9 protein-coding genes are annotated in these 11,296 nt (G+C 65.2%); 2 read left to right on the forward strand and 7 right to left on the reverse strand.

The annotated features are described in order from the left end of the window. Positions 1-138: 138 nt before the first annotated feature. From B4F51_RS06900 to yjjJ, 5 genes are all read right to left on the reverse strand, one after another. Complete coding sequence (locus B4F51_RS06900) at positions 139-1,431, reverse strand: glycerate kinase type-2 family protein (protein WP_296224343.1); 1,293 nt, start codon at positions 1,429-1,431, stop codon at positions 139-141. Between the two features lie 504 nt (positions 1,432-1,935). Further along, positions 1,936-2,829: a LysR family transcriptional regulator gene (locus B4F51_RS06905; protein WP_296224344.1), complete on the reverse strand. Its 894-nt coding sequence runs from the start codon at positions 2,827-2,829 to the stop codon at positions 1,936-1,938. A gap of 39 nt (positions 2,830-2,868) precedes the next feature. Then, positions 2,869-3,672 (reverse strand): alpha/beta fold hydrolase, encoded by an 804-nt coding sequence (locus tag B4F51_RS06910; protein ID WP_296224345.1) that lies wholly within the window; start codon positions 3,670-3,672, stop codon positions 2,869-2,871. A 30-nt stretch (positions 3,673-3,702) separates the two neighbouring features. After that, entirely contained in the window at positions 3,703-4,803 is a 1,101-nt protein-coding gene (locus tag B4F51_RS06915; RefSeq protein ID WP_296224346.1) for a branched-chain amino acid aminotransferase, read from the reverse strand. Positions 4,804-4,922: 119 nt separating this feature from the next. Further along, the gene (gene yjjJ / locus B4F51_RS06920; protein ID WP_296224347.1) at positions 4,923-6,275 is read right to left on the reverse strand and encodes a type II toxin-antitoxin system HipA family toxin YjjJ; all 1,353 of its coding nucleotides are present in this window, start codon (positions 6,273-6,275) and stop codon (positions 4,923-4,925) included. Between the two features lie 263 nt (positions 6,276-6,538). Here yjjJ and B4F51_RS06925 point away from each other — a divergent pair, with 263 nt between their 5' ends. Next, entirely contained in the window at positions 6,539-7,333 is a 795-nt protein-coding gene (locus tag B4F51_RS06925; protein WP_296224348.1) for an enoyl-CoA hydratase, read from the forward strand. A gap of 39 nt (positions 7,334-7,372) precedes the next feature. On the opposite strand, the gene B4F51_RS06930 is transcribed toward B4F51_RS06925, so the two are convergent. Beyond that, positions 7,373-8,563, reverse strand: a complete 1,191-nt coding sequence (locus tag B4F51_RS06930; protein WP_296224349.1) for a M20 aminoacylase family protein — start codon at positions 8,561-8,563, stop codon at positions 7,373-7,375. Positions 8,564-8,604: 41 nt separating this feature from the next. Next, positions 8,605-10,038, reverse strand: a complete 1,434-nt coding sequence (locus B4F51_RS06935) for a YfcC family protein (protein WP_296224350.1) — start codon at positions 10,036-10,038, stop codon at positions 8,605-8,607. A 190-nt stretch (positions 10,039-10,228) separates the two neighbouring features. Here B4F51_RS06935 and B4F51_RS06940 point away from each other — a divergent pair, with 190 nt between their 5' ends. Then, positions 10,229-11,143 carry a LysR family transcriptional regulator gene (locus B4F51_RS06940; protein ID WP_296224351.1) on the forward strand — a complete coding sequence of 305 codons (915 nt, stop codon included), beginning with the start codon at positions 10,229-10,231 and terminating at the stop codon, positions 11,141-11,143. Positions 11,144-11,296 lie beyond the last annotated feature (153 nt).

Raw genomic sequence — 11,296 nt, forward strand, 5'->3', positions numbered from 1 at the left:
CAAGAACGCCCGTGGCAAGGCGCTCACGGGCGGGAAAATCGCGGGTGCTTGAAACTGGTGTTTTACAAACGGTCGTTCGATTTTGGTGCGGCGCAAACACGCCCATGCGCCGGAATGTCCACGCCGGCGCTTTACGCGTTACGCACCGCCCACCGGGCGATCGATGATGATGGCGCGGAAATCGTTGACGTTGGTGAGCGTCGGCCCGGTCACGACAGAATCGCCCAGCGCCTGGAAGAAGCCATGGCCGTCATTGTTGTCGAGGCTCTTGCGGGGGTGGAGGCCGGCGGCCCATGCACGCGCGAGCGTGTCGGGCGCGATGCAGGCGCCAGCAATCTCTTCGGCGCCATCCACGCCGTCGGTGTCGCCGGCGATGGCGTGCACACCAGGCAGCCCATCAAGCGCCACCGCCAGCGAGAGCAAGAACTCCACATTGCGCCCGCCACGGCCGCTGCCCTGCACGGTCACGGTCGTCTCCCCGCCCGAGAGCAACACGCATGGCGCCTGGAACGGCTGGCCGCGCCGCGCCACCTGCCGCGCCATGCCGGCCATGGCCAAGCCAAGGTCGCGTGCCTCCCCCTCCAGGCTGTCGCCGAGGATGTACGGCGTATAGCCTGCGGCCTGTGCCACCTTGGCAGCCGCCTCCAGCGCAACCTGCGGCGTCGTGATGAAGTGCGTGGCGCTGTTCCGCAGGCGCGGGTCGCCCGGCTTGATGCTTTCGGCCTCGTTGCGGTCCAGGTAGGCACGTACGCTGTTGGGCACGGCAATCTGGTAGCGCTCAAGAATCGCCAGCGCGTCTGCGCGCGTGGTCGGGTCGGCCACCGTGGGCCCGGACGCGATGTCGACCGGGTTGTCGCCGGGCACATCGGAAATCAGCAGCGTCACCACGCGCGCCGGATGGCAGGCTGCTGCCAGCCGCCCGCCCTTGACCTGCGAGAGGTGGCGCCGCACGCAATTCATCTCGGCGATGTTGGCGCCGGAACGCAGCAGCGCCGTGTTCACGGCCTGTTTGTCGGCCAGGCTGATGCCCTCGCCCGGCGCCACGAGCAGTGCCGAGCCCCCGCCGGAAATCAGCGCGATGACGAGGTCGTCTTCGGTCAAGCCAGACACCAGCTCGCGCATGCGCGCGGTCGCCCGCAGGCCCGCCTCATCCGGCACCGGGTGCGCAGCTTCCACGATCTCGATGCGCTGGCACGGCACGGCGTAACCGTAGCGGGTGATGATCAGCCCCTCCAGCGGCGCCGACCAATGCGCTTCAAGCGCCTGCGCCATGGCCGCCGATGCCTTGCCCGCGCCGATGACGATGGTGCGCCCCTTGGGGGGCTGCGGCAGATGCGGCGCCAGGCAGCGTGACGGCTGCGCGCTCGCCACGGCGGCGTCGAACATGGCGCGCAGCAGCGCTTGATGGTTGGCGGGAGGCGTGGGTTGCATGTGAGACCTCAAGGGATTGAGCAGATGGGGGCAGTCTACGGATCGGCGCGCGCCGCGCCCATTGGAGAATCTTCAAGACCGCGTGAACGTATAGGAAACCCGTTGTGGGGTAAGGCTTTGTGGTTGACTGCTATTGTGCGTTTCGGGGCAAACCCTAGGGTGAGGCGCGGCCTCGGAGCGTTTTCCGATTTCATGGATTTGCGGAAACGCATTGGTATCAGCCTTGGCGGGGCATCCCCCGTTTCATCCCCTGCCGGGGCTGACTCACTTTCTTTGTCTTGCCNNGTAAGCAAAGAAAGGCGCGCCCGATGCGGCGACCCACTCCTTGAATTTCTGTCGCAAGGAGGGGAAGGGAAAAACTCGCTGCGCTCGGACAGTTTCCCTTCCTTTTTCCTCCTTGCAACAGAAATTCAAGGCGCCGCATAGGGCAGGAAAGTCAAAAGCCAGACCGTCTGGATGCGGGTGTTGGCGTCCAAGCGAATGCTTGTAGGTCTTGTGCTTGTCTCAAGCGATGTCGGGCTCTGGCTGCCAGACCATTGGCAGTGTCGCTAGCAGGGCCTGAACCATGGGGTTGTCGGTGCCGGCGCGGCGGTGCAGCAGGCACAGCGGACACGGCAGGCGGGCACCTTCCCAGATGACGGCCTGGCCGCTGCGCACCATGCCGGCGGCAAGGCGTTCGCGCATGAGCCCCAAGGCCACGCCGGACTGCACCAGCTCGATCATTGAAGCTTCCTGATCGGCCTCGACCACGGTGTTGTAGGACAGCCCGCGTTCGGCAAACATCTGCGCGACCATGCCGTGCTGCGAACTGCCGGCAGGCGTCGCCAGCCACGGCATGCCGGCAAGGTCTTCCAGCGTGGCGCCTTGCAGCCGTGCCTGCCATGCAGCCGGTGCCACCACCACGTAGTGCTCGACGGCGAGTGGGTGCACGGCGATCTCGGGGTCGTGCAACGTGCCGAGGTAGAAGCACGCCTCGACCTGTCCGTCGCGCAGCATCTGCAACACGCTGCCGGAAATACCGTGCGCGAGCGTCACGTCGATGTGCGGATAGAACTCCAGCAGCGCCGCCAGCAGCGGCCCCAGGCGGATCGATTCCGGGTCGATGATCGTCCCGAGGCGCAGCACGCCCGAGACATTGCCGCGCAGCGACGATGCCAGCGCGGTCATCTCCTGCGCGGATTCCACAATGCGCCCCGCAACGGGCAACAGGCGCCGGCCCGCTGCGGTGACGGTCATGCCGGTGGGCGTGCGGTCGAACAGCAGCACGCCCAGCTCATCCTCCAGCCCCTTGATCTGCTTGGAGATGGCGGACTGCGTCAGATGCAACTGCTCGGCGGCACGTGCGAGCTGGCCGGTGCGGGCAACGGCCAGTACGGCTTTGAGTTGATAGAGTTCCATGGGCTAGGTGGCACAACCGGCGGCGTCAGGCGCTTGCCATCAGACCGATGCGGCAACGAACGTGCAAACCGCATCGAGCACCGCGGCCTCCTGCTCCCGATGCGGCACGTGCCCGCAGCGCGGCAGCAGCGCAAGCCTGGCCGGTGCTCCGGCCAGCGTCACGATGCGCTCCGGCTGCGCGGTTGAACCGTACTCGTCTTCCGTGCCATGAATGGCCAGGACCGGGCAGCGGACACCCAGCAGCACCTCATCAAGACACCACTGCGCAAAGGCCGGCGACAGCCACGTGTTGACCCAGGCATCCAGCACCCATTGCGCCTTGTCGCCGTGATACCGCTCCAGCCGAGCCATCTGGCCGGGCTCGGCAAACTGCGCCTGGGCGGTGCGAATGCCCTCGCGCGTCCGCTCTTCGACAAAGGCTTGTGCGGATTCGGTAATCAAACCGACACAACAGTCCGGATACGCGGCGGCAATCGACACCGCCATGCCGCCGCCCACGCTATGACCAAACGCGATGAAGCGCTTCACGCCAAGTTGCTCGATCAGCGCTGCAAAACCGCTGTGGGCTTCCTGCTCGACAAAATCCGGCCCCATCTGGCCCGGATAGCGGTCGGACTTGCCGAAGCCAAGCCGGTCATACGCGATGACGGCGCGGCCCGTGACCAGCGCCAGGCGCTGCGGAAAATCACGCCACAGCTCGACGCAGCCGAGCGAATCATGCAGCAGCACGATGGGCGGCTGGGCGGCATCATCCGGCGGGCCGCCCCATTGCTTGACATAGAGGCGGCCGCCGGCGGTGGTGACCCACGTTTCTGTAGCGTCCAGGGAAAGCGTCTGCGTCATATCCGCTTGTCTGCGTCGCTTCAGTTCAGTTCAAAACAGGCGGTCGACCCAACCGTGCGGGTCTGCCGCGCGGCCTTGCTGGATATCGACCAGTGCGGCCTTGAGGCGGCCCGTGATCTCGCCCGCGCCGCCGTCGCCAATGGTGAAGTTGTGCTTGCGTCCCTTCACCTTGCCGATCGGCGTGACCACGGCGGCGGTGCCGCAGGCAAAGGCCTCGCGCAGGCGGCCGCTCTGGGCGTCGGCTTGCCACTGGTCGATGGAATACGGTTCTTCGCGCACCGTCATGCCCATGCCGCGTGCCAGCGTGATCAGCGAATCGCGCGTGATGCCGGGCAGGATCGTGCCGGTGAGCGGCGGCGTCTGCAGCGAGCCGTCGTCGAAGACGAAGAAGACGTTCATACCGCCGAGCTCTTCAATCCAACGGCGCTCCACGGCATCCAGGAAGACGACCTGGTCGCAGCCCTCGCGCGTGGCCTCGGCCTGGGCAACGAGGCTGGCCGCATAGTTGCCGCCGCACTTCGCATCGCCCGTGCCGCCGGGCGCGGCGCGCGTGTAGGCATCGGACACCCAGATCGTGACCGCCGCCGAGGCGCCGCCCTTGAAGTACGCCCCCACCGGGCAGGCGACCACGCAGAAGAGATATTCGGCGGAAGGCTTCACGCCGAGCACCGCCTCGGTGGCAATCATGAACGGCCGCAGGTACAGCGACGCGCCTTGCCCCGACGGAATCCACTCACGGTCCAGGCGCACCAGCTCGCGCACGGCTTGCAGGAACAGGTCTTCGGGCAGCGCCGGCATCGCCAGGCGCTTGGCGGAATTCTGGAACCGGCGCGCATTCGCCTCGGGGCGGAACAGCACACCACCGCCGTCTGGCAGACGGTATGCCTTCATCCCCTCGAAAATCTCCTGCGCGTAATGGAGCACCAGCGTGGCCGGATCGCACTGGATGGGGCCGTGCGGGACGATCTTCGCGTCGTGCCAGCCCTTGCCCTCGGTGTAGCGGATGGTGGCCATGTGGTCGGTGAACACGCGGCCGAATGCGGGGTTCTCCAGCAGGCGCGCGCGCTCGGCCGCCGGAACGGGGTTCGGATTCTTCTCGATCGAAAGGGTCGACTCGACAACGTTGTTCATACCGTCTCCAGTGTGTGCGAGGACGCAAAAGCGTCAAAACCGTTATTTTGCGCCAATGCCGGTGAAATTTGGTTGCGTGTTCGAAGGCGCGTGGCCGCGCTGTGCGCGTGGCACCCGCCTCAGCCCAGACGCGACACCCTCGCGCCCGCGTCGTCGATATGCGCAGCGAGCCCGTCCACGCACCGACGGAATCCTGCTGAGAACCGGTCGTCGGCCCGCATCCGCGCCAGATAGTCAAGAGCCAGACCCAGCGCCCGCGCCCACACCGTGTTCGCAACGCTGGCGTGCAGGCTGGCCAGTGGCAGGATGTCCGACATGGCACCGCTTGAGCGCGGCGCGAAGCCCATTGGCAGCATGTCGTAGGCCGGCGCCAGCACGTAAGGGCGCGCGTGGTGGGCGTCGCCGTTGGTGAAAGACAGGTTGCCGTTGTGCATGTCGGTGTTGCCGATCAGCGTGCCGAACGCATACAGCAGCGCGGCACCGCCAGCAGACTCGCGGGTGATATGCCCCTCGCTGGCGAGCCGTGCTGTGATAACCGGCCAAGCCGCCCTGCCCTCCCCGACAAACTCCGCATCGACCGAAGCAAGAGAAAACACGCCGCGGCGCCCCAGCGCCCCCACGCGGTCGAACCGCTCGACTTCAAGGAACCGCTGCGCACCGTGATCAACCACGCGCGAGCGCGCCGCCAGCACTTCTGCCGCCGCCAATGTTTCGAGCGCGTGGTGTTCGCTCAGCAGCAGATCGCGCCAACGCTCGGTGACGAGGTTGGCGTCGGGCAGCGAGAACTTGACCAACATGTGGCGCGGGCCGTCCGGCGTCTCGACAAAGGCCATGAACTTGGGGTGCTCGCCGCCGGCGGACGATCCGGGCAGATCTCCGCTGGCGGCCTCCTGGGCCAGCCGCACATAAACCTCGCCCTTGGCGCCCGCCGAAATGGGCGTCGGCAGCGGCGTATTCAGAAAGCGCTCCCGCGCCATGTCTCCCAGCAGCAGGTTGCCCACCGCATCCTGACCGTGCTGGATCAGGGCGCGCAGCGCCTGTGTATCCGTCCATTCCGCCACGTTGGCGGGCAGCCCCAGCGCCGGTGCGTACCGGGCGGCATAAGCGCGGCCGAGAAAGCCCTGCGGCCGCATGTCCGCCAGCCACCAGGGAAGGCCCTCGCTGTACCGGGCCATGCCCGCCGTCTCGCGCATCACGAAGCCCTCCGGGCGGACGGGAACCAATTGCCCCAGCGGCCGGATCGCGCCGTCTTCTCCGACCCGGTAAACGGGCACGTCCCCCAAGCCACGGCCGGTGTCGAGCAGCGCATATTGAATAGATCGAGCTGCCCCAAATCGCACCACCTCATTACCCATCGACGTGATGGCTCGCGACAACGTCGGCTGACTGATCCCAATGATTTCAATAAGTTGCCGCGCCCCAACGGGGCCATTGGCGAGCGACAGACGAATTTGATCAACGTGGGAAGCCATCTTTGAATGGATAGATGAATAGATTCATGAATGGATTAGCAAATATATCAGCAAGTGATAGCTCGCCCTCATATTGCAAGTGGTTTCCCGACAAAAGCGCTTGAGCAAGCACTTCACGGTGTCGCTTTGCCACAGCATCGCCGCTGTACGGGCAGGCAGGTGTCGCCCGAAAACCCCGCGCCCGAAAAAGCGGCTGGAGTCGGCTACATTTGCCAACAGGGGATCTGATTCACCCCATTCCTGCCCTGAAAGCGAGTGCACTCATGGAATCCAACCACACGATGACCGACGCGCCCGTGCTACGCGAAGCGCACAACGGCATCATCACGCTCACGCTGAACCGCCCCCAGCAATTCAACGCGCTGTCCGAAGCCATGCTCGATGCGTTGCAGCGTGCGCTGGACGACATCGCCGCCGACGACAGCGCGCGCTGCGTCGTCCTCGCGGCCGCTGGCAAGGCGTTCTGCGCTGGGCACGACCTGCGCGAGATGCGCGGCACACCACAGCTTGCGTACTACCAAGCGCTGTTTGCCCGTTGCAGCATGGTGATGCAGGCCATCCAGGCGTTGCCGGTGCCGGTCATTGCGCGAGTGCATGGCGTGGCCACGGCGGCGGGCTGCCAGCTTGTGGCGAGTTGCGATCTGGCCATCGCGTCGGAAGCGGCGCGGTTTGCGGTGTCGGGCATCAACGTCGGCCTGTTCTGCTCGACGCCCGCCGTGGCGTTGTCGCGCAACGTCTCGGCCAAGCGCGCATTCGACATGCTGGTAACGGGCCGCTTTATCGACGCCGCAACGGCGGCGGACTGGGGACTCATCAACGAGGCCGTGCCCGAGGCTGAGCTCGGCGGCGCCGTCGCGCGCAAGGTGGCAGAGATTCTGTCGAAGAGCCCAACAGCCATTCGCTATGGCAAGGCGATGTTCTACCGGCAGCGGCAGATGGCGCTGGGCGATGCCTATGCCTACGCGGGCGACGTGATGGCGCGCAACATGATGGAAGAAGACGCGGGCGAAGGGATCGACGCGTTCATCGAGAAGCGGCCGGCCAAGTGGCGGTCTTGACCGGATAGCGGCGCGCCCGGCGCCGCGATCGCCAACCGCTTACTGAAGCGGCAGATAGCTTTCCACCAGCCGGGCCCAGAACGCGGAGCCGACGACCAGGTTCTCGTCGTTGAAGTCGTAAGTGGCACTGTGCAGGGTCTTGCCGCCATCGGCCGGGCCGTTGCCGATCCGCAGGAACGCGCCGGGGCGCTCTTGCAGCATGTAGGCAAAGTCTTCGCTGCCCATCAACGGGGCCATCTGCTCCGTCACCCGGTCTTCGCCCACCAGTTCCTTCGCCACCTGAATCGCAAGCTCGGTTTCGGCGTCGGTGTTGTGCACCACCGGGTAGCCCTCCATGTAGTCGATGACTGCCGTCGCGCCGTAGCTTTCCGCCTGGGCGTGCACGAGCTTGGTGATGCGCTCTTTCAGAAGCTGCCGGACTTCCGGGTCGAACGACCGCACGCTGATGCTCAGTTCCACCTCCCCCGGAATGACGTTGGGGGCAGACCCGCCAGCGAATTTTCCGACCGTCACGACGGCGGATTGGCTCGGGTCGATATTGCGCGACACAACGGTCTGCAAGGCCATCACGATGCTGCTGGCCGCGACGATCGGGTCATTGGCCAGATGCGGGCGGGCAGCGTGGCCGCCCTTGCCCACGATCTTGATATAGACGCGGTCGCCCGCGGCCATGAAATTGCCCTTGCGGAACATGAACGTGCCCGCCGGCGCGCCCGGGTGGTTGTGCAGGGCAAACACCGCGTCGCACGGGAACTGGGTGAAGAGCCCCTGCTCGACCATGCGCTTGGCGCCGCTGTCAAAGCCGCGCTCCTCCGCTGGCTGGAAGATCAGGTGCACGGTGCCGTCAAAGCGCTGGCGTTGCGCCAGGAGCCGGGCCGCGCCGAGCAGCATGGTGGTGTGGCCGTCGTGGCCGCACGCGTGCATGCGGCCCGAATACAGGCTCTTGTGACCGAACGTGTTGAGCTCTTCGATGGGCAGCGCGTCCATATCGGCGCGGATGCCGATGCTGCGCTCGCTGGTGCCCAGGCGCAGCGTGCCGACCACGCCCGTGCCGGCAATGCCCGTCGTGACCGAATAGCCATACTCCGCCAGCCGGGCCGCCACAAGCTCGGCGGTCTGCACTTCTTCGAACGCCAGTTCTGGGCAGCAATGCAGCTTGTAGCGAAGCTGCCGCATGTCTTCGGCAAACGGCTGCAGATCGGAGATGGCACTGAGGTTGGGCAAAAGCATGTTCGACTCAAGCAGAAACGGAAACGGAAGCGGCGGACAAACTAGAAGGGGCCCAGATGCATGGCGACGCCTGCTGCAATGGCGACGATGCAGATGACAAACCACGCAGCCAGAAGCGGCGCGACAAAACGCACCCACTTGAGGTACGGAATGCCGGACGTTGCCAGTACGGCCATCAACACGCCGGACGTTGGGTTGAAGCAGTTCATGAAGCCCTCGCCCAGCAGCACCGCCTGCACCGTGACCTGCCGGGTCAGGTGCAGCGTGTCGCCCAGCGGCGCGAAGATCGGGATCAGCACGGCCGATTCACCCGAGCCGGACGAGATACCGACGTGCATCAGCGCGGCACTCAAGAACATGGCAATTGCGGCCAGGGTGGAATCCAGCGGCGCCAGCCATCCGGCGAGCATGTTGACGATCGTGTCGAGGATCTTGCCGTGGCTCAGCACGATCGAGATGGCCCGCGCCAGCCCCACCACCAGCGCCCCCTTGACGAGGCCGCCGCAGCCTTGCATGAACGTATCTGCAATCTTGCCCGGCCGAATGCCGCTCACGGCACCTGCGGCAATTGCCATGATGAGGAACATGGCCACCATCTCCGTCTCCGCCCAGTGCAGCGTTGACGAACCGTAGACAAAGACCGACAGGCAGACGACCACGATGCCAACCACCACGCCCTGCCGCAGGTCCAGCCGTGCGCCTTGTTGCATGGGCGAAGGCGGCACGGCGGCCATGGATTGCACGGCACCACGCGATTGCGATTGATACGCGCGAACCCGGACGATGAGAAACACAATGGTGACGATCAGGAACGCGATGTAGATGCACACCCGGAACCCCATGCCCGAGAACATCGGCAGGCCGGCCAGGCGCTGCGTCAAGCCGGTCGTCACCGGGTTGAGGATGCCGGTGTTGAAACCCGCATACGTGCCCAGATAAATCAGGCCCGCACCAATTTCTTTCGACAGGCCCATTGATTCCGCAAGCAGCAGACCAAGCGGGACGAACGCCACCACCGAATTCGTCACCACGCCCAGCGTGCCCAGCAGCGAGAAGACCACGCAAATGACGATGACGGTGATGTGCGCGCGCGCGCCATTTCCGCGCGCCACCATGCCCAGCGCATTGCGCACCGCGCCCGTCGCTTCCAGCACGGCCAGCGCACCGCCGGTAAACAGAATCAGAAAGATGATCGCCGCAGAATCAACCATCCCCTTGGCCAGCGCGACAAACATCTCGCCGGGCATCACGCCGTGCTGCGGGACGGCTTTCAGGCTGTTGGGAACAACAAGGCTGACGCCATTGCTGACCGTGCGGGAGAACTCGCCCGCTGGCACGAGCCATGTCGCAATGGTGGCCAGCACCAGCATGCCGAACAGCAGCACGTAGGGGTTGATCGGGTCTTTGCCCTTGGCCGCGTGGGATGCCTGGAGCTTCTGCTCCACGCCTTCAACGGGCTGGCTGACGTTGTTCATGATGCTCCTCCATCCATGCGTTCGAGCGTTGATCCACTCTGTGTTTTGTTTTGGTCTGTTTGGTTTGTTCGGCGTGGGAATGTCCGCATCCGTTGACCGACTTTGGTGACGAGTATCAGTGAAAGCAGGCGTGGAAAGTTGCGCTTCAGCCTGCGAAAATGTTGCACCCCATGCAACATAGGAGCCGTCATTGAACGCCCTCGGACAAAGCCTTTCAGAGCGCACTTTGCAGTACCTGGTGGCGATCGCCACGTACGGCGGCATGCGTCAGGCGGCACTTGGCCTGGATGTGAACGTCTCGACCATCAGCCGGCAGGTTGCGCTGGCCGAGCGTGAACTGCGGCTGTCGCTCGTCACGCGACGGGGCCGCAAGATGGAGCTGACCGAAGCGGGCCAGATGGCGGTCGATTACTTTCATGATTGCGAGCGCAATGCCCGCCGCTTCCGTGCCCAGCTTGATGAATATCGCGGCCTGAAGCGGGGGCAAGTCACCATCGCTGTCGGCGAGGGGATGGTGACGGGCCTGGTCTCGGTGGCGCTCAAGCCCTTCCTGGACAAATACCCCGACATTGTCGTGGAGCTGCGCACCGGCCCGCTGTCCCAACTCATCTCCATGATCCGGGAGGATGTGGTCGACATTTGCGTGTCCATCGGCGCCACGAATGATCCAACGCTGACCGCGCGCCTGTTCCAGAGCGAGCCTTTGTGCGCCATCTTCTCGGTCGACCATCCGATGGCCTCACGCAAGTCCGTCAAGATGGAAGAGCTGGCCAACGAGCGCCTCGTCTTCATGCCTGCGGAGTTCGGGGTGCAGCGCTATATCAACGCGATCGTGGCTGATATCGGGCGGACGTACGTACCGGCATTCCGGTGCGACCGGTTCTGGAGCGCCTCGGCCATCGCGGCGCAAAACCTGGCCGTTGCCTTCATGACGCGCGGGGCCGCTCAGGAGCGGATTACTGCTGGGCAAGTCAAGGCCGTGCCGCTTGACCATCCGATCGCCCGTACGTTTGATCGCTACGTGATCACCCGGACCGGGCGGCGGCTGGGTCCGGCTGCGAACTACCTCTTGCGGGAAATCGTCCGGCGCATGTCGACGGTGTAGCGGTGGCGGCGGCTCAGGCTGCGTCGCCAGCATCCGCTTTTGGCTGCGAACTCAGCCAGCCGCCCAATGTTTGCGCTGCCTCTTGGCCGGCGCCGGTTCGTGCTGGCTGAAGTGCTGTCGGGGCGCACAGCCGGGCCTGTCAGTAATTTCGTG

Origin of the sequence: Ralstonia sp. UBA689 (assembly GCF_002298975.1) — a bacterium.
Classification (GTDB): Bacteria; Pseudomonadota; Gammaproteobacteria; order Burkholderiales; family Burkholderiaceae; genus Ralstonia.

Excerpts from the sequence above, each read along its gene's own strand:
- B4F51_RS06910 (WP_296224345.1), bottom strand. The coding sequence starts at position 3,672 with ATGACGCAGACGCTTTCCCTGGACGCTACAGAAACGTGGGTCACCACC.
- yjjJ (WP_296224347.1), bottom strand. The coding sequence starts at position 6,275 with ATGGCTTCCCACGTTGATCAAATTCGTCTGTCGCTCGCCAATGGCCCC.
- B4F51_RS06925 (WP_296224348.1), top strand. The coding sequence starts at position 6,539 with ATGGAATCCAACCACACGATGACCGACGCGCCCGTGCTACGCGAAGCG.
- B4F51_RS06900 (WP_296224343.1), bottom strand. The coding sequence starts at position 1,431 with ATGCAACCCACGCCTCCCGCCAACCATCAAGCGCTGCTGCGCGCCATG.
- B4F51_RS06930 (WP_296224349.1), bottom strand. The coding sequence starts at position 8,563 with ATGCTTTTGCCCAACCTCAGTGCCATCTCCGATCTGCAGCCGTTTGCC.
- B4F51_RS06935 (WP_296224350.1), bottom strand. The coding sequence starts at position 10,038 with ATGAACAACGTCAGCCAGCCCGTTGAAGGCGTGGAGCAGAAGCTCCAG.
- B4F51_RS06915 (WP_296224346.1), bottom strand. The coding sequence starts at position 4,803 with ATGAACAACGTTGTCGAGTCGACCCTTTCGATCGAGAAGAATCCGAAC.
- B4F51_RS06905 (WP_296224344.1), bottom strand. The coding sequence starts at position 2,829 with ATGGAACTCTATCAACTCAAAGCCGTACTGGCCGTTGCCCGCACCGGC.